Source organism: uncultured Parvibaculum sp. (assembly GCF_963975745.1).
In the GTDB taxonomy this organism is placed as follows: Bacteria; Pseudomonadota; Alphaproteobacteria; order Parvibaculales; family Parvibaculaceae; genus Parvibaculum.
Map to the genome: position 1 here is coordinate 14,445 of NZ_CAXBIB010000018.1, position 17,733 is coordinate 32,177.

Below are 17,733 nucleotides of genomic sequence, written 5' to 3' on the forward strand. Positions count from 1 at the left end.
GAAACTGTCACAAACCGCTTCCGGCCCGGGGATAAGTCGCGTCCGCGGGCGAGTTATCCCCGGTCCGGAAAACAATTTATCCCCGGCTGCGGCAGGAGGCGCGCCGCCGGGACCGATTCGCGCGGTGGAAAAAACTTGTCCCCGGGATTCAGACCGCCGCGCGGGCCAGCCGCCAGTTGCGGAAGCGCCAGTAGCGCCAGGCCAGCGCCGCGACCGCGCGCATCGGCCGGCCCTGCGGCTTGAGGCCGGCGGCCTTGCCGACCATCGAGATCAGACGCTCGACATGCTGGCGGCGATAGAGGCCGAGCGCGCGTTTTTCATAGGCCTTGGCGAAACGCGCGCGTTGATAGGGCACACTGCCATCGGCCGGCGTGTTGGCCGCGTAATAGGCGCAGGCCAGTTCGTCGTCATCGGCTTCGGCGATGCGGCCGAGTGCGACGCGGATACGCGCGAGGATCGACGGTTTGGCCTCGTCGAGCGCGTTGAAGCCGTCATAGAAAAGCTTGTAGTGACGGAATTCGTCGGCGGCGATATTGGTCGCGATCTGCTTCAGCACCGGCTCCGCGGTCGCATCCTTGATGGCGGTGTAATAGGACGAGGTCCCGCTCTCGACGACGCAGCGCGCAATCAGTTCGCCGCCCCTGCTGCCGCGCACCGACTGGATCGCGTCGAGCGGGATCGAATAGCCGGCGCGAAAGCGCGCAAAGGCTTCGTCGAAACTGAAATCGGGATCGGCAAGCTCCGCCCAGCGGGCCAGCGCCTGCCCGTGCTGCACTTCCTCCGCACCCCATTGATGGATCGTCTGCTTGATATCGGGCCGGTCGGAAAAGACGTTGCAGAGATAGGTCACGTAATCGGGCGCATTGAACTCGACCATCGCCGCCGCCTTGACCGCGCGCAGGATCTCGGGGTCGACCTTTGCGGGGTCGAAATCCTGCCAGCGAATATCCTCAAGCGTCCAGTGACGGGTCATGCATCCTCGGTCCGCGCGGAGAGCCGCGCCTTTGTGACGGTATTATAATGGATGCGATGCGGCAGTTTAAGGGCAGCCGCACGGGGCCGATGGCCGCAGCCGGAAAGAGGCGGGAATCCGGGGGCCAGCGCCCCCCGATCCTCAGAGGGCCTGGCGGAGCTGCTTCAGGTGATCGAGCTTTTCCTGCGCGGCCTGGCGCTTGGTGTCGGTCCTGGCGTCGTTGACGTCTTCCTGCGCATGCGCGATTTCACGGTCGAGCGCGGCCGCGTCGAGTTCGGCGAGCGGCACGGTGAACTCGGCCAGCACCGTGAGACCGGCCGGCGTCACCTCGGCGAAACCGCCACGCACGAAGATCCGCTGCTGCGCCTTGCCGGCCTCGTCGATATTGACGATGCCGGGACGCAGGGTCGCCATGACGGGCGCATGGCCCGCCATGATACCCATGTCGCCCTCGGCGCCGGGAATCGCCACCATGTCGACCTCACCCGAGAACAGCAGGCGCTCGGGCGAGACGAGATCGAATTGCAGCTTGTCAGCCATCGGATACTACCTCGTGCGACGGCGGATCAGGCCGCTTCCTTGGCCAGACGTTCGGCCTTGGCGACCGCGTCCTCGATCGTGCCGACCATGTAGAAGGCGGCTTCCGGCAGGTGATCGTAGTCGCCGTTGCACAGACCCTTGAAGCCCTTGATCGTGTCCTTGATGTCGACAAGCACGCCCGGCGTACCGGTGAAGACTTCGGCGACGAAGAAGGGCTGGCTGAGGAAGCGCTCGATCTTGCGGGCGCGGGCGACGACCAGCTTGTCTTCTTCCGACAGCTCGTCCATGCCGAGAATGGCGATGATGTCCTGGAGCGACTTGTAGCGCTGCAGGATCTCCTGCACCTGACGCGCCGTGTCGTAATGTTCCTGGCCGACAACGCGCGGCTCGAGAATGCGGCTCGTCGAGTCGAGAGGGTCCACCGCCGGATAGATGCCCTTTTCCGAGATCGCGCGGTTGAGCACGGTCGTCGCATCCAAGTGAGCAAACGAGGTGGCGGGCGCCGGGTCGGTCAAGTCGTCGGCCGGCACGTAAATGGCCTGCACCGAAGTGATCGAACCCTTGGTCGTGGTGGTGATGCGTTCCTGCAGCGCGCCCATGTCGGTGGCGAGCGTCGGCTGATAGCCCACGGCCGACGGGATGCGGCCGAGCAGCGCCGACACTTCCGAACCCGCCTGGGTGAAGCGGAAGATGTTGTCGACGAAGAAGAGCACGTCCTGGCCCTTGTCGCGGAAATGTTCGGCGACGGTGAGGCCGGTCAGCGCCACGCGGGCACGCGCCCCGGGCGGCTCGTTCATCTGGCCGAACACCAGCGCGCATTTCGAACCCGTGGTGTCGCCATTGTTCTCGTTCGGGTCCTTGTTGACGCCCGACTCGATCATCTCGTGATAGAGATCGTTGCCTTCGCGCGTGCGCTCGCCGACGCCGGCGAACACCGAATAGCCGCCATGCGCCTTGGCGATGTTGTTGATCAGTTCCTGAATGAGAACGGTCTTGCCGACGCCGGCGCCGCCGAACAGGCCGATCTTGCCGCCGCGCGCATAAGGCGCCAGCAGGTCGACGACCTTGATGCCGGTGACGAGCATCTGCGCTTCCGTCGACTGCTCGACGAAGGACGGCGCTTCCTGGTGGATTTCGCGGCGCGCTTCGTGCTTGACCGGGCCGGCTTCGTCCACCGGCTCGCCGATGACGTTGATGATGCGGCCGAGCGTGCCCTCGCCGACCGGCACCGAAATCGCGGCGCCCGTGTCGCGGACTTCCTGCCCGCGGACGAGACCTTCGGTCGTGTCCATGGCGATGGTGCGCACCGTGTTCTCGCCAAGATGCTGCGCGACCTCGAGGACCAGGCGGTTGCCGCCATTGTCCGTTTCCAGCGCGTTCAGGATGGCGGGCAGATTGTCGGTGAACTCCACGTCCACGACGGCGCCAATAACCTGAGCGATCTTTCCGACTGCCTTGCTCATGCGAGTTCCTTCATCTTCCCTTTGGGGGATCGTCCTAGAGCGCTTCGGCGCCCGAGATAATTTCGATCAGTTCCTTGGTGATCATCGCCTGCCGCGAACGGTTGTAGGTGATGTTGAGCTTCTTGATCATGTCGCCGGCGTTGCGCGTGGCGCTGTCCATCGCCGACATCTTGGCGCCGAACTCGCCGGCCACATTCTCGAGCAGCGCCCGGAAGATCTGCACCGACAGATTGCGCGGCAGAAGGTCCTTCAGGATTTCGGCTTCATCGGGCTCGTAGTCATAGACCGCACCGCCGAGATCGACCCCTTCCGCGCCCGCCGGCACGCTGGCCGGGATCAGCTGCTGGGCGGTCGGGATCTGGCTGACGACATTGACGAACTTCGAATAGAAGAGCGTCGCCACATCGAACTCGCCGGCCTCGAAAAGTTCCAGCACATTGCGCGAAATATCTTCGGCCTGTGCGAAACCGATCTGACGGATGCCGGTGAACTCGTAGGACTTGACGATCCGGTCGCCGAAGTCGCGGCGCAGCGCGTCGCGGCCCTTGCGGCCGACGGTCAGAATCTTCACCGTCTTGCCTTCGCCGATCAGCTTGCGGATATGCGTGCGCGCCAGCCGCGCGATCGAGGAGTTGAAACCGCCGCAGAGACCGCGATCGGCGGTCGCCACGATGACGAGATGCACCTTGTCGGAGCCCGTGCCGGCCAGCAGCGCCGGCGCGTCGGCCCGTCCCGCCATGCCGGCCGAGAGATTGGCCAGCACCCGGTCCATGCGCTCGGCATAGGGACGCGCGGCCTCGGCCGCTTCCTGCGCCCGGCGCAGCTTCGCGGCGGCGACCATCTGCATCGCCTTGGTGATCTTCTGCGTCGCCTTGACGCTGGCGATGCGGTTTCTGAGGTCCTTGAGGCTGGCCATTCGCCCTTACCTTTTGCGCGTGCTCAGGCGAACGCCTTGGTGAAGCTTTCGACGACCGATTTGAGCTTCTCTTCCGTGTCGCCCGAAATCTGCTTCTCGCTGCGGATGGCATCGAGAATGCCGGCATGGCTCGAACGGACGCTGCGCAGGAGCTCCTGCTCGTAGCGGCCGACATCACCGACCGGCAGCTTGTCGAGATAGCCATTGACGCCGGCATAGATCACGACGACCTGCTCTTCGACCTTGAGCGGCGAGAACTGGCCCTGCTTCAGAAGCTCGGTCAGGCGCGCGCCGCGATTGAGAAGGCGCTGCGTGGCCGCGTCGAGATCGGAACCGAACTGCGCGAAGGCCGCCATTTCACGGTACTGCGCCAGCTCGCCCTTGATCTTGCCGGCAACCTGCTTCATCGCCTTGATCTGGGCCGACGAACCGACGCGGCTGACCGACAGGCCGACGTTCACGGCCGGACGGATGCCCTGATAGAACAGGTCGGTTTCGAGGAAGATCTGACCGTCGGTGATCGAGATCACGTTGGTCGGAATATAGGCCGACACGTCGTTGGCCTGGGTTTCGATGACCGGCAAGGCCGTCAGCGAACCATTGCCATTGTCGTCATTGAGCTTGGCGGCGCGTTCGAGCAGGCGCGAATGCAGATAGAAGACGTCGCCCGGATAGGCTTCGCGTCCCGGCGGACGGCGCAGCAGCAGCGACATCTGGCGATAGGCGACGGCCTGCTTCGACAGATCGTCATAGACGACGAGGGCATGCATGCCGTTGTCGCGGAAATATTCGCCCATGGTGCAGCCGGCGAACGGCGCCAGGAACTGAAGCGGCGCCGGATCGGACGCGGTGGCCGCGACGATGATCGAATATTCGAGCGCACCGTTCTCTTCCAGCGTCTTGGCGATCTGCGCGACCGTCGAGCGCTTCTGGCCGATGGCGACATAGATGCAGTAGAGCTTCTGGTTCTCGTCGTCGCCCTGGTTGAGCGGCTTCTGGTTGAGGATCGCGTCGATGGCGATCGCGGTCTTGCCGGTCTGGCGGTCGCCGATGATCAGCTCGCGCTGGCCGCGGCCGATCGGGATCAGCGCATCGATCGCCTTGAGGCCGGTCTGCATCGGCTCATGCACCGATTTCCGGGGAATGATGCCCGGCGCCTTGACGTCCACGCGGCGGCGCTCGTCGGAAACGATCGGACCCTTGCCGTCGATCGGATTGCCGAGCGGATCGACGACGCGGCCGAGCAGGCCCTTGCCGACCGGCACGTCCACGATGGAGCCGGTGCGCTTGACGGTGTCGCCTTCCTTGATGTTCCGGTCGGAACCGAAAATCACGACGCCGACATTGTCGGCTTCGAGGTTGAGCGCCATGCCGCGCACACCACCCGGGAATTCGACCATTTCGCCGGCTTCGACATTGTCGAGACCGTAGACGCGGGCAATACCGTCACCGACGGAAAGCACCTGGCCGATCTCGGAAACCTGCGCCTCGGCGCCGAAATCCTTGATCTGCTGCTTGAGGATGGCGGAAATTTCCGCGGCCTGAATGTCCATCAGGAGGCCTCTTTCATGGCAATCTGGAGAGAATTGAGCTTGGTCTTCAGCGAGCTATCGATCATCCGGCTACCGACCTTGACGACCAGTCCGCCGAGAAGCGAGGCATCGACGCGGGTGTCGATCTGCACGTCCTTGCCGGTGGCCGTCTTGAGCGACGCCTTGAGGCTTGCGACCTGCGCATCATTGAGCGGATGCGCCGAGGTCACGTCGGCCGTCATCTCGCCGCGATGGCGCGCCAGGATGGCGGTGTAGCCCGCGATCATGTCGGCCAGTGCGAAGAGGCGGCGGTTCCGGATGACCAGGCCGACGAAATTCTTGACCAGCGGCGCGGCGCCGGCCTTGTCGAGCACCGCGGCAAAGGCGCGGCCCTGCTCTTCGGCGCTGAAAACGGGGCTGCGAACGAGGCGCGTCAGATCGCTGCTCTCGTTCAGCATCTTGCCGATGGCACGGAGATCGGCCGCGACGGCATCGAGCGCGCCTTGCGCCTCGGCCAGTTCGAACAGGGCCGTCGCATAACGGCCGGCCATGCCGGATACGGGGTGATCAGATGACACGTGCGGCGCTCGCCTGTGCTTTGTCGTGAGGACGGCGCGCAGGACTGGGGCCTGACGCCAACTATTTGATATCGCTAGCTAATTTAAGCCCGAAGGAGCGCGGAAAAGACCCCTGCCCCGGAGGCCGCGCGTTAGGTAACACATGGCCTTCGCCGGCGCAACAGGAACGCCCGGAAATGGCCGGCCCTGCGGCATTTTGGGCCTCGAACGGCCATGCACAAAGGCTGCCGCAGCGTCGCCCTGAGGGCCTGCAGGCGGGCCTTGCGGCTACATGAAGCTGTAGGGGTCGATATCGACCGAGACACGGACCGCGCCCGGCAGCTTCATCTCGCCCAGCCAGGCCTTCATGAAGGCCTGCACATTGACGTTGCGCCCGGCCTTGACCAGAAACCGGAGCCGCGTCCGGCCGCGCAACAGCGCCATCGGCGCCGGCGCCGGGCCCAGCACCGAGACGGCCTCGGTCCGGGGCACCTGCCGCGCCATTTCGCGCGCGGTGCGCCGCGCCAGCTCGGCATCGGCCGAGGCGACGACGACGCCGACCAGCCGCCCGAAAGGCGGCAGATGGACCCGCTCGCGCGCCTGCGCCTCGCGGGCCAGAAAGGCGTCGCGGTCGCCCGAGCAGAGCGCCCGCATGACGCCATGCTCGGGCATCCAGGTCTGCAGCAGCACGCGGCCCGGCCGCTCGGCTCGGCCCGCCCGGCCGGCCACCTGCTGCAACAGCTGGAAGGTGCGTTCGGCCGCGCGCAGATCGCCGTTCTCGAGACCGAGATCGGCATCGACCACGCCGACCAGGGTCAGCCAGGGAAAATGGTGCCCCTTGGCGACGATCTGTGTACCGACGATGATGTCGATCTCGCGCGCCTCGATGGCGGCGAAGACCGCGCGATGCGCCGCCGGGCCGCGCAGATTGTCGGACGAGACGATGGCGGCGCGCGCTTCGGGAAACAGCGTGGCGACTTCCTCGGCGATGCGCTCGACGCCCGGCCCGCAGGCGACCAGCGCATCCTCTTCGCCGCAGGCCGGACAGGACGTCGGCACCGGCGCCGTGTAGCCGCAATGATGACAGGCCAGCTCGCGGCGGAACCGATGTTCGACCAGCCAGCTCGAACATTGCGGACATTCGAAACGATGGCCGCAGGTGCGGCAGAGCGTCAGCGGCGCATAGCCGCGCCGGTTGAGAAACAGCATCGCCTGTTCGCCGGCCTCGAGCGCGCGGCGCATCTCGATCACCAGACGCGGCGAGAGCCAGTGTCCCCGCTCGGGCGGATCGCGCCGCATGTCGATCGCCTCGATCTGCGGCATTTCGGCGACGCCGTGCCGCGCTTCGAGACGCAGGCGCCGGTAGCGCCCCTGATCGGCATTGACGACGGTTTCGAGCGAGGGCGTGGCCGAACTCAGCACGATCGGAAACGCCCCCAGCGAGGCGCGCACCACCGCCATGTCGCGCGCGTGATAGGCAACGCCGTCTTCCTGCTTGAAGGCCGATTCATGCTCCTCGTCGACAATGATCAGGCCGAGTTCGGCAAAGGGCAGGAAGAGCGCCGAGCGCGCGCCGACCACGACACGGGCGCGGCCTTCGGCGACGCCGCGCCAGACCCGCGCCCGCTCGCGCGTCGACAGGTCGGAATGCCATTCGGCCGGACGGCAGCCGAAACGCTGTTCGAAGCGGTCGAGAAACTGCTGCGTCAGCGCGATCTCGGGCAGCAGGATCAGCACCTGGCGGCCGCGCCGCAGCGCTTCGGCCACGGCCTCGAAATAGACTTCCGTCTTGCCCGAGCCGGTGACGCCGTCGAGCAGCGTCGCCGAAAAGGCGTCCGCGGCCACCGCGGCGACAAGTGCGGCGGCGGCTTCCGCCTGATCGGGCCCGAGCGCCATGCCCCTTGTCTCGGCGTCGGGCAACGAGAACGGCGCCTCGGCCGGCATTTCGAATGGCGCCAGCGTGCCGGCCTCGACCAGCCCGCGCACGACGCCGTCCGAAACGCCGGCCTCCTGGGCCAGTTCGCGGATGCTGCGGGCAAAGCCGTCGCCGGCCGTTGCAACGACGCGCTGGCGGGCGGGCGTCATGCGCGACGGACGGATATCGGTCAGCCGGCAGGCGATTCGCGACCGCGGCGGCTCCAGGGCGCCGGGCGCGCGGATGGCGAGCCGCAAAACCGAACCCCGCGGGGCCAGCGTGTAGCCGGCCACCCAGTCGACAAAGCGCCGCAACGCCTCGGGCATGGGCGGCGCATCGAGGCGCTCGATGACGGATTTCAGCCTTTTGCGCTCGACCGCGTCGGTGCCCGCGCCCCAGACCACACCGATCAACTGCTGCGCGCCCAGCGGCACCACCACATAATCGCCCGGCGCCAGCACAAGATCCGGCGGCACCGCATAATCATAGGGCTCCGGCAGCGCCAGCGGCACCAGAACCGCGACACGCGCGGGCGGGGAGCTTGTGGATATTTCGGAGGCCATATGTTTCGTTCGACCGGTTGCGCGCCGGGGGTCCATTCAAAACCGAGGCGACACTGTAACGCCTCATAAAGCAAGCGGCACGACTTGCCTTGCACACCGCTGCACAACGCGGCAAAAGGACGAGCCTTCCGGCGGCGACTGGACTAGACTGGCCGTCCGATCGAGATTCCCGCCTCTATCCTCGCCGCAGAAGAAGAGCCCATGAAATTTTTCGTCGACACCGCCGACATCGCCGACATCCGCGAACTTGCCGACACCGGCCTGCTGGACGGCGTGACCACCAACCCCTCGCTGATTGCCAAATCGGGACGCGACTTCATCGAGGTCGTCACCGAGATCTGCAGCACGGTCGAGGGACCGGTCAGCGCCGAAGTGACCGCGCTCGATGCGGCCGGCATGATCGCCGAGGGCCGCAAGCTGGCAAAGATCGCCAGGAACATCGCCGTGAAAGTGCCGCTGACCTGGGACGGATTGAAGGCCTGCAAGACGCTGACCGGCGAAGGCACCATGGTGAACGTCACCTTGTGCTTCTCGGCCAACCAGGCGCTGCTGGCGGCCAAGGCCGGCGCGACTTTCGTTTCGCCCTTCATCGGCCGGCTCGACGACGTCAATCTCGACGGCATGGAACTCATTCACGATATACGCGCCATTTACGACAATTATCCGGCGCTGACGACCGAGATTCTGGCCGCCTCGATCCGCAACGCCAACCATGTCAAGGACGCCGCGATTGCCGGCGCCGATGTGGCGACCGTGCCGCCGGCAGTGCTGAAAGGTCTTGTTCAGCATCCGCTGACCGACAAGGGCATCGAACTCTTTCTCGCCGACTGGAAGAAGACCGGACAGAAAATTCTCTGATCGGGCCAAATAATGCGTCCGCCGAAAGAAACTGGAAACGCTCCCTGGGAGATGCTGAGACCATGAGCCAGCACAATGACAGACCGGAAGCCCAACGGATCGACGACGCACCGCTCGCGATCACTGCAGCCGATGTAACCGCCTATCTGCGCCGCCACCCCGAACTGCTGGCCAACGATCCCGACCTGATCGCCGCCCTGGTGCCGCCCTCGCAATCGACCGGGCGCAACGTGCTCGACATGCAGCATTTCATGATCGGCCGGCTGCAGAACCAGGTGCGCATGCTGCGCGACATCCAGTCGGAACTGATCGAGGCCTCCTCGCTGAACAGCCTGGCGCGCGAACAGGTGCATGCTGCCGCGCTTCGCCTGCTCGATGCGAAGAGCTTCGAGCATCTGATCGAATTCGCGACCGGACCGGAGGGGCTTGCCCGCATGCTGGGCGTGCGCGCGGCGACGCTCTGCATCGAGACCGCCAATGGCGTGTCGGGTATCGGCATTCGCGGCGTGCGCGTGCTGGAACCGGGCGGCGTCGACCGCATACTCGGCCTCGGTACGCAGTGCCGCCTGGCCGCCCATGTGCGCGGCAGCCGCGGCCTTTACGGCGGACTGGCCGAGGACGTCAATTCCGAGGCGCTGGTGCGTCTCGACTTCTCGGCCTCGACACCGCCGGGCCTGCTGGCGCTGGGCGGCTTCGAAGCCGAACAGTTCCATCCCGATCAGGCCATCGACCTGCTCGAATTCCTGGCCCGCATCGTCGAACGCTGTGTGCGCCAATGGCTCGAGCTGCCGCCCGCCAGGTGACGGGCGCGCCGACGCCCGACGATGCCGCGCGGACCATTCCCGCCGACGCCGACGCGCGCCGCGAAATCCGCAACTGGTATGCCCATCTGATGGGCGAACGCCGCGTCAGCGAAGCGACCCTGATCAATTATCACCGCGACCTGACGCGCTTCTTCGAATTCCTGGTCGGCCATCTGGGCGCCCCGGCCGACCTGAAGGCGCTGGCCGGCCTCGAGCTGCGCGACTTCCGCGCCTTTGTCAGCCATCGCCGGGCGGACGGCCTGACCAGCCGCAGCGTGGCGCGGATGCTGTCGAGCCTGCGCTCGTTTTTCGGTTTTCTCGACCGGACCGGCATTGTCGCCAATGCGACGCTGAAGGCGTTGCGGTCGCCGAAACTGCCGCATGGCATTCCCAAGCCGCTGACGGTGACGGGCACCGCCACGCTGCTCGAAGGCGCACGCGCGGCCGAGATCGCGCCCTGGAAGGCTGCGCGCGATGTCGCGGTGCTGACGCTGCTCTATGGCTGCGGGTTGCGCATTTCCGAGGCGCTGGGGCTTGCGCGCAAGGATGCGCCGCTGAAGGAGGTGCTGCGCATCACCGGCAAGGGCGGCAAGGAACGGCTGGTGCCGGTGCTGCCGGCGGCACGGCAAGCGGTCGAGACCTATCTGGCGCTCTGTCCGCATGCACTGACGCCCGAAGACCCGCTTTTCGTCGGCACGCGGGGCGGACGCCTCGACCAGCGCCAGGTGCGCCAGACCATGATCGATCTCCGGCGCGGCCTCAACCTGCCCGAGACGGCAAGCCCGCATGCGCTGCGCCACAGTTTCGCGACGCATCTGCTGGCCGGCGGCGGCGACCTGCGCGCGATCCAGGAACTGCTCGGCCATGCCAGCCTGTCGACGACACAGGTCTATACCGAAGTCGATCCGGCACGGCTGCTGGAGATCTACGACAAGGCGACGAGGCGGCGCTGATGGAAATACATGGCCTCGTGATGGCGGTCAGTGTCAGTGCGACGCATACGATGCAGAAGCCGAATACCGACCGCATCAGATTGCTCGCCGGCCTCGGCGTCGAGGGTGACGCCCATATGGGAAAGACGGTGAAACACCGTTCCCGCATCGCACGCGACCCGTCCCGGCCGAACCTGCGTCAGGTTCATCTGATCCATGCCGAGCTGCTGGACGAACTGGCGGCGAAGGGCTTCAGCCTCGCACCGGGGCGCATGGGCGAGAACATCACGACACGGGGGATCGATCTGCTGGCGCTTCCCGCCGGGACGAAGCTGCGGCTTGGAACGAGCGCCATCGTGGAAGTCACCGGGTTGCGCAATCCCTGTGTGCAGCTCGACGGAATCAAGCCCGGCTTGATGAATGCCGTTCTCGACCGCGATGCGCAGGGAAACCTGATCCGCAAGGCAGGTGTCATGGGCATCGTCATTGCGGCGGGCGAGGTAGGGCCCGGCGACGAGATCCGCGCCGAACTGCCGCCCGGCGAACCGGTGCCGTTGAAACCCGTCTGAACCTGCGTCCTACATGTGAATCGGCAGGCCGGTCACCGCCAGCGCCGCTTCCTTGACCGCTTCCGACAGCGTCGGATGGGCGAAGCAGATGCGGGCGATGTCTTCCGAGCTTGCCGAGAATTCCATCGCGATGGCCGCTTCGGCGATCAGCTCGCCGGCATTGACGCCGATGATGTGGACCCCGAGCACGCGGTCGGTCTTCTTGTCGGCGAGTATCTTGACGAAGCCGTCGGTGGTCTTGTTGGCCTTGGCCCGGCCATTGGCGGTGAAGGGAAACTTGCCGGCATTGTAGTCGATGCCCGCTTCCTTCAACTGTTCCTCGGTCTGGCCGACCGAAGCGACTTCCGGCGCGGTGTAGACAACGCCCGGAATGACCGCGTAATTGACGGCGCCGTAATGGCCCGCAAGCTTCTCGGCCAGCGCCACGCCTTCTTCCATCGCCTTGTGCGCCAGCATCGGACCCGCAACGCAGTCGCCGATGGCATAGATGCCGTCGACACTGGTCTTGTAACCGGCATCGATTTCGACGCGGCCGCGCTTGTCGGTCTTGACGCCGAGTTTGTCGAGGCCGAGCCCTTGCGTATAGGCGGTGCGGCCGACCGCGACCAGCACGACATCGGCATCCAGCACCTGCGCCTCGCCGCCCTTGGCCGGCTCGACCGAAACCTTGAGCCCCGACTTCTGCTTTTCGACCTTGGTCACCTTTGAGCCGAGCTTGAACGCGAAGCCCTGCTTCTTGAGGATGCGGGTGAAATTCTTGACGACCTCGCCATCCATGCCGGGCAGGATCGCGTCGAGATATTCGACCACCGTCACCTCGGCGCCGAGCCGCGCCCAGACCGAGCCGAGCTCGAGCCCGATGACGCCGCCGCCGATGACCAGAAGCTTGCCCGGCACCTTGTCGAGTTCGAGCGCGCCGGTCGAGGAGACGACGGTCTTTTCGTCGATCTCGATGCCCGGCAGTCGCGCCACATCCGAGCCGGTGGCAATGACGATGTGTTTCGCTTCAAGTCTGCGGTCGCCGGCCCTGACCTTGCCGGCGGCTTCGATTTCGCCTTCGCCCTTGACCCATTCGATCTTGTTCTTCTTGAACAGGAACTCGATGCCCTTGGTGTTGCCGTCGATGGCCTCGTCCTTGAAGGCAAGCATCTGCTTGAGGTTGAGCTTCGGCTTGCCGACCTCGATGCCCATGCCCTCGAAAGAATGTCCCGCCTCGTCGAACAGTTCGGAGGCATGCAGCATCGCCTTGGAGGGAATGCAGCCGATATTGAGGCAGGTGCCGCCCAGCCGGTCGTTCTTTTCGACCACCGCGACCTTGAGGCCGAGCTGCGCGGCCTTGATCGCGCATTCATAGCCGCCGGGGCCGGCGCCGATCACCACAAGGTCGAGTTGGTCAGCCATGGGTCTGCCTCAGAGGTCGAGCAGCAGGCGCTGCGGGTCTTCGAGCGACTCTTTCACGCGCACCAGGAAGGTGACGGCTTCCTTGCCGTCGACGATGCGGTGATCGTAGGAGAGCGCCAGATACATCATTGGCCGGATTTCGACCTTGCCGCCAATCGCGACCGGCCGTTCCTGGATCTTGTGCATGCCCAGCACGCCCGATTGCGGCGCATTGAGAATCGGCGTCGACATCAGCGAACCATAGACACCGCCATTCGAAATCGTGAAGGTGCCGCCCTGCAATTCTTCCAGCTTGAGCTGGCCGTCGCGGGCGCGGCGGCCGATCTCGTTGATCGACTTTTCGATCTCGGCCAGCGACATGTCCTGCGCGTCGCGCAGCACGGGCACGACGAGACCGCGATCGGTGCCGACCGCGACGCCGATATTGTAGTAGTTCTTGTAGACCAGCTCCTCGCCCTCGATCTCGGCATTGACGGCCGGAATTTCGCGCAGCGCATGGATGCAGGCCTTGACGAAGAAGCCCATGAAGCCGACGCGCACGCCATGCTTCTTCTCGAAGAGATCCTTGTACTGATTGCGCAACGCCATGACGGCGCTCATGTCCACCTCGTTGAAGGTGGTGAGCATGGCGGCCGTGTTCTGCGCTTCCTTGAGGCGGGCCGCGATGGTCTTCCTGAGCCGCGTCATCTTCACGCGTTCCTCGCGCGCACTGTCGTCGCGGGGGGCCTGCGCCCGAGCCGGCGCCTCGGCGGGTTTCGCCTTGGCAGCCGCTTCGGCGTCTTGTTTGGTGACGCGGCCGCCGCGGCCGGTGCCTTCGACCTTCGAGACATCGAGATCGTTCTCGGCGGCGACACGGCGTACGGCCGGCGACGGCGCGGCGTCGGCGGGCTTTGCCGGCGCCCTGGCCTCGGACTTCGGCGCCTCGGAACTCGCGGCCTCGGTCTTCTTCGGCTCGTCCTTCTTCGGCTCGTCCTTTTTCGCTTCGTCCTTTTTCGGCTCTTCCTTCCTGGTGGCCGGCGCGGCGGCCTTGCCCTTGCCTTCGCCGATCTCGCCCAGAAGCGCGCCGACCTCGACCGTCTCGCCGCTCTGGACCGCGATTTCGCCCAGCACGCCGGAGGCCGGCGCCGGCACCTCGACCGTCACCTTGTCGGTTTCGAGCTCGACCAGCGGCTCATCGGCCGTGACCTGGTCGCCCGGCTTCTTGAACCATTGCGCGACGGTCGCCTCCGTCACCGATTCGCCCAGCGTGGGCACGCGAATTTCCGTCGCCATTCGTCTCTCGCCTTTCCGGTACCGGAGTTGCGCCGCTTCAGTCGATCTTCAGCGCTTCCGAAAGAAACTGGTTCAGTTCCTGATTGTGCTTGCTCAACAGCCCCGTTGCCGTCGCCGCCGAAGCCGGCCGCCCGACATAGGAGGCGCGGCGGTAACGCGCCCCGACATGGTCGAGCACCCATTCGATATTGGGTTCCATGAAGAACCAGGCACCCATGTTCTTCGGTTCTTCCTGGCACCAGACGAACTCGGCCTGCGGAAAGCGCGACAGCTCGGTGATCAGCGACTTGGCCGGGAACGGATAGAGCTGCTCGACGCGCATCAGATAGATATCGCTGATTTCGCGCCGCTCGCGCTCCTCGTAGAGATCGTAATAGACCTTGCCGGTGCAGAGTACGACGCGCTTGATCTCCTTGTCGGCGACCAGCTTGATCTTCTGGTCCTTGAGAAGCTCCGCATCGTCCCAGAGCACGCGGTGGAACGAGGAGCCCGGCCCGAACTCCTCGAGCTTCGACACGCAGCGCTTGTGCCGCAGCAGCGATTTCGGCGTCATCATGATCAGCGGCTTGCGGAACTTGCGGTGCATCTGCCGCCGGAGCACATGGAAATAGTTCATCGGCGTCGTGCAGTTGACGACCTGCATGTTGTCTTCGGCGCAGGACTGCAGATAGCGCTCGAGCCGCGCGGAGGAATGTTCCGGGCCCTGACCCTCATAGCCATGCGGCAGCAGCAGCACCAGGCCCGACATGCGCAGCCATTTGCGTTCGCCCGACGAGATGAACTGGTCGATCACGACCTGCGCGCCATTGGCGAAATCGCCGAACTGCGCCTCCCAGAGCACCAGCGCATTGGGCTCGGCCAGGCTGTAGCCATATTCGAAGCCGAGCACGGCCGCTTCCGAGAGCATCGAGTTGATGACTTCGAACTCGGCATCTTCGGAGATCGTGTTGAGCGGCACATAGCGCTCTTCGTCCTGCTGGTCGTTGAGCACCGAATGGCGCTGCACGAAGGTGCCGCGCTCCGAGTCCTGGCCCGAAAGCCGGACCTTGATGCCCTCCTTCAGCAACGTCCCGAAGGCCAGCGCCTCGGCCGTCGACCAGTCGATGCCCTCGCCGGTCTCGATCGTCTTGCGGCGATTGTCGAGAAAGCGCTGGATGGTCTTGTGAACGTTGAAGCCCTCCGGCACCTCGGTGATCTTGCGGCCGATCTCGCGCAGCGTATCGAGATCGACCTCCGTCTCGCCGCGCCGCGCTTCGCCCTCGGCGCGCCCGAAGCCGGACCAGCGCCCGTCGAGCCAGTCGGCCTTGTTGGGACGGAAATTGTTGGAAGCCTCGAATTCGCCGTCGAGCTGCTTGCGGAACTCGGCAATGCGCGCATCGACCTCTTCCTGCGTCATCAGCCCTTCGCTGACGAGCCGGTTCGAATAGACCTTCAGCGTCGTCGGATGATCCTTGATCTTCTGGTACATCAGGGGTTGCGTCATGCTCGGATCGTCGCTTTCGTTGTGACCGAAACGGCGATAGCAGAACATGTCGATGACGACCGGCTTGTTGAAGCGCTGCCGGAACTCGGTCGCGATCTTGGCGGCATGAACCACCGCCTCCGGATCGTCGCCGTTCACATGAAAGATCGGCGCCTGCACCATCTTCGCAACATCGGAAGGATAGGGCGAGGAGCGGCTGTGGATCGGACTCGTCGTGAAACCGATCTGGTTGTTGATGATGAAATGGATCGAGCCGCCGGTGCGGTGACCCTTGAGGCCCGACAGGCCGAGACATTCCGCAACGATGCCCTGGCCGGCAAAGGCCGCATCGCCATGGATTAGCAACGGAATGACGCTGCCGCGCTGGCGATCGTGATGCTGGTCCTGCTTGGCGCGCGCCTTGCCGAGCACGACCGGATCGACGATCTCGAGATGCGAGGGATTGGCGGTCAGCGACAGATGCACCTTGTTGCCGTCGAACTCGCGATCGGACGACGCCCCGAGATGGTATTTGACATCGCCCGAACCGTCGACGTCTTCGGGATTGGACGAGCCGCCCTTGAATTCGTGGAAGATGGCGCGATAGGGCTTCGACATCACATTGGCGAGCACGTTGAGCCGGCCGCGATGCGCCATGCCGAAAACGATTTCGCGCACGCCCAGCGCGCCGCCACGCTTGATGATCTGCTCAAGCGCCGGGATCATCGCTTCCGCGCCATCGAGTCCGAAGCGCTTGGTGCCGACATATTTGACGCCGCAATATTTCTCGAAGCCTTCGGCCTGGATCATCTTGTCGAGGATCGCCGAACGGCCCATATCGGTGAAGGCGATTTCCTTGTCCGGGCCTTCGATGCGCTCCTGGATCCAGGCCTTTTCTTCCGGGTCGCCGATATGCATGAACTCGACAGCCAGCGTGCCGCAATAGGTGCGGCGCAGAATGTCGAGCATTTCACGCACGGTCGCCGTTTCGAGGCCGAGCACATTGTCGATAAAAATCGGGCGGTCGAGATCGTCGGGACCGAAGCCGTAGCTTTCCGGCTGCAATTCCGGATGCTGCGATTTCGGACGCAAATCCAGAGGGTCGATATCGGCATCGAGATGGCCGCGGATGCGATAGGCGCGGATCATCATCAGGGCACGGACGGAATCGAGCGTCGCCGCGCGGATTTCATCGCGCCCGGCCGATGGCTGACGCTCGACGATCTTCTGTTTCATGGCCGCGGGCGAGAAATCGGCCGGTGCCCAGTTGCCGTCAAACGCGCCGGCAAGCTCGCCATTGATGGCGGGCGGCCAGTCGTCGCGCCGCCAGGAAGGTCCTTGCGCCTCCTTCAGCACATCCTCCGGCGTATCGCCCAGACCGTCGAAGAAGTCGCGCCATGCGGCATCGACCGAATGCGGATCCTGCTGGTATCTGGCGTAGAGTCCTTCGACGAAGACGGCGTTGGCGCCGTGAAGGAAGGACGTCCGCTCGAAGCCGTCGTTCGAACCGTTGCTGCTCATCGGAACCGATCCATGTGACGAAGACGCGGCGGCGAGCGCCGCCGGCGCCTGCAATACTGTTTCGCCGGAGAGAAAATCATTGGGCGTCACCGCGCCGCCCGTCGCCTTGAGAATGGCGTCCAGCGTCGGCCATTCGGGCCGGCGCTGGCCGTTCATGCAGCGCGTGACCGTGGACACGGAAACACCCAGCTGCTCGGCAAAGGCACTTGCCGTCAGATTGTTGGATTCCAGCCACTCGGAAAGTTTCATGATCAAAAATTTGCCACAGGGGCAACCATGCGTCAACGCGATTTGCCCTGTAGGCACACTCTGGAACCGCACCAGATAGCCACGCAAACCAGCCCTAGAAGGACAGAATATAGTAAACGAATGACAAACCGGCATCACGGCAGATCAAAAAACCGGTATCAGCCCGATCAAGAGGCCCGTGAATCGATACGGGGCTCCCGGAAAGCC

General features: G+C 64.9%; 14 protein-coding genes. 4 read left to right on the plus strand and 10 right to left on the minus strand.

The window, feature by feature from the left end:
* Positions 1-148 precede the first annotated feature (148 nt).
* The 7 genes from AAC071_RS13710 to AAC071_RS13740 form a co-directional block, all read right to left on the minus strand.
* Positions 149-973, minus strand: coding sequence for a ferritin-like domain-containing protein (locus AAC071_RS13710; RefSeq protein WP_339833426.1), 825 nt, complete (start codon positions 971-973; stop codon positions 149-151).
* Between the two features lie 141 nt (positions 974-1,114).
* A complete protein-coding gene (locus AAC071_RS13715; RefSeq protein WP_339833429.1) occupies positions 1,115-1,513 on the minus strand; it encodes a F0F1 ATP synthase subunit epsilon in 399 nt (132 codons plus the stop codon).
* Positions 1,514-1,539: 26 nt separating this feature from the next.
* Positions 1,540-2,976, minus strand: a complete 1,437-nt coding sequence (gene atpD / locus AAC071_RS13720; RefSeq protein ID WP_339833432.1) for a F0F1 ATP synthase subunit beta — start codon at positions 2,974-2,976, stop codon at positions 1,540-1,542.
* A 34-nt stretch (positions 2,977-3,010) separates the two neighbouring features.
* Complete coding sequence (locus AAC071_RS13725; protein WP_339833434.1) at positions 3,011-3,892, minus strand: F0F1 ATP synthase subunit gamma; 882 nt, start codon at positions 3,890-3,892, stop codon at positions 3,011-3,013.
* A gap of 23 nt (positions 3,893-3,915) precedes the next feature.
* A complete protein-coding gene (atpA, locus tag AAC071_RS13730) occupies positions 3,916-5,445 on the minus strand; it encodes a F0F1 ATP synthase subunit alpha (protein ID WP_339833436.1) in 1,530 nt (509 codons plus the stop codon).
* Entirely contained in the window at positions 5,445-6,002 is a 558-nt protein-coding gene (locus AAC071_RS13735) for a F0F1 ATP synthase subunit delta (RefSeq protein ID WP_339833438.1), read from the minus strand. Before AAC071_RS13735 ends, atpA begins: the two co-directional genes overlap by 1 nt.
* Before the next feature lie 267 nt (positions 6,003-6,269).
* Positions 6,270-8,459 (minus strand): primosomal protein N', encoded by a 2,190-nt coding sequence (locus AAC071_RS13740; RefSeq protein ID WP_339833441.1) that lies wholly within the window; start codon positions 8,457-8,459, stop codon positions 6,270-6,272.
* 201 nt (positions 8,460-8,660) lie between these two features.
* Here AAC071_RS13740 and fsa point away from each other — a divergent pair, with 201 nt between their 5' ends.
* The 4 genes from fsa to AAC071_RS13760 all read left to right on the plus strand — a co-directional run bounded on the left by fsa (position 8,661) and on the right by AAC071_RS13760 (position 11,621).
* Positions 8,661-9,317: a fructose-6-phosphate aldolase gene (gene fsa / locus AAC071_RS13745; protein WP_339833444.1), complete on the plus strand. Its 657-nt coding sequence runs from the start codon at positions 8,661-8,663 to the stop codon at positions 9,315-9,317.
* Between the two features lie 62 nt (positions 9,318-9,379).
* A complete protein-coding gene (locus tag AAC071_RS13750) occupies positions 9,380-10,120 on the plus strand; it encodes a DUF484 family protein (protein ID WP_339833447.1) in 741 nt (246 codons plus the stop codon).
* Positions 10,093-11,073, plus strand: a complete 981-nt coding sequence (locus AAC071_RS13755) for a tyrosine recombinase XerC (RefSeq protein ID WP_339833449.1) — start codon at positions 10,093-10,095, stop codon at positions 11,071-11,073. Before AAC071_RS13750 ends, AAC071_RS13755 begins: the two co-directional genes overlap by 28 nt.
* Before the next feature lie 20 nt (positions 11,074-11,093).
* Positions 11,094-11,621 carry an MOSC domain-containing protein gene (locus AAC071_RS13760; protein ID WP_339833590.1) on the plus strand — a complete coding sequence of 176 codons (528 nt, stop codon included), beginning with the start codon at positions 11,094-11,096 and terminating at the stop codon, positions 11,619-11,621.
* A 9-nt stretch (positions 11,622-11,630) separates the two neighbouring features.
* On the opposite strand, the gene lpdA is transcribed toward AAC071_RS13760, so the two are convergent.
* Genes lpdA through AAC071_RS13775 form a run of 3 tightly spaced genes read right to left on the minus strand, consistent with a single transcriptional unit; the run spans position 11,631 to position 17,526 of the window.
* Positions 11,631-13,022, minus strand: a complete 1,392-nt coding sequence (gene lpdA / locus AAC071_RS13765) for a dihydrolipoyl dehydrogenase (protein WP_339833450.1) — start codon at positions 13,020-13,022, stop codon at positions 11,631-11,633.
* Positions 13,023-13,031: 9 nt separating this feature from the next.
* Positions 13,032-14,294: a 2-oxoglutarate dehydrogenase complex dihydrolipoyllysine-residue succinyltransferase gene (gene odhB / locus AAC071_RS13770; protein WP_339833452.1), complete on the minus strand. Its 1,263-nt coding sequence runs from the start codon at positions 14,292-14,294 to the stop codon at positions 13,032-13,034.
* A 37-nt stretch (positions 14,295-14,331) separates the two neighbouring features.
* Positions 14,332-17,526: a 2-oxoglutarate dehydrogenase E1 component gene (locus tag AAC071_RS13775; protein ID WP_339833455.1), complete on the minus strand. Its 3,195-nt coding sequence runs from the start codon at positions 17,524-17,526 to the stop codon at positions 14,332-14,334.
* Between the last annotated feature and the right edge of the window lie 207 nt (positions 17,527-17,733).

Excerpts from the sequence above, each read along its gene's own strand:
- AAC071_RS13710 (WP_339833426.1), bottom strand. The coding sequence starts at position 973 with ATGACCCGTCACTGGACGCTTGAGGATATTCGCTGGCAGGATTTCGAC.
- AAC071_RS13715 (WP_339833429.1), bottom strand. The coding sequence starts at position 1,513 with ATGGCTGACAAGCTGCAATTCGATCTCGTCTCGCCCGAGCGCCTGCTG.
- atpD (WP_339833432.1), bottom strand. The coding sequence starts at position 2,976 with ATGAGCAAGGCAGTCGGAAAGATCGCTCAGGTTATTGGCGCCGTCGTG.
- AAC071_RS13725 (WP_339833434.1), bottom strand. The coding sequence starts at position 3,892 with ATGGCCAGCCTCAAGGACCTCAGAAACCGCATCGCCAGCGTCAAGGCG.
- atpA (WP_339833436.1), bottom strand. The coding sequence starts at position 5,445 with ATGGACATTCAGGCCGCGGAAATTTCCGCCATCCTCAAGCAGCAGATC.
- AAC071_RS13740 (WP_339833441.1), bottom strand. The coding sequence starts at position 8,459 with ATGGCCTCCGAAATATCCACAAGCTCCCCGCCCGCGCGTGTCGCGGTT.
- fsa (WP_339833444.1), top strand. The coding sequence starts at position 8,661 with ATGAAATTTTTCGTCGACACCGCCGACATCGCCGACATCCGCGAACTT.
- AAC071_RS13750 (WP_339833447.1), top strand. The coding sequence starts at position 9,380 with ATGAGCCAGCACAATGACAGACCGGAAGCCCAACGGATCGACGACGCA.
- AAC071_RS13755 (WP_339833449.1), top strand. The coding sequence starts at position 10,093 with ATGGCTCGAGCTGCCGCCCGCCAGGTGACGGGCGCGCCGACGCCCGAC.
- AAC071_RS13760 (WP_339833590.1), top strand. The coding sequence starts at position 11,094 with ATGGCGGTCAGTGTCAGTGCGACGCATACGATGCAGAAGCCGAATACC.
- lpdA (WP_339833450.1), bottom strand. The coding sequence starts at position 13,022 with ATGGCTGACCAACTCGACCTTGTGGTGATCGGCGCCGGCCCCGGCGGC.
- odhB (WP_339833452.1), bottom strand. The coding sequence starts at position 14,294 with ATGGCGACGGAAATTCGCGTGCCCACGCTGGGCGAATCGGTGACGGAG.
- AAC071_RS13775 (WP_339833455.1), bottom strand. The coding sequence starts at position 17,526 with ATGAAACTTTCCGAGTGGCTGGAATCCAACAATCTGACGGCAAGTGCC.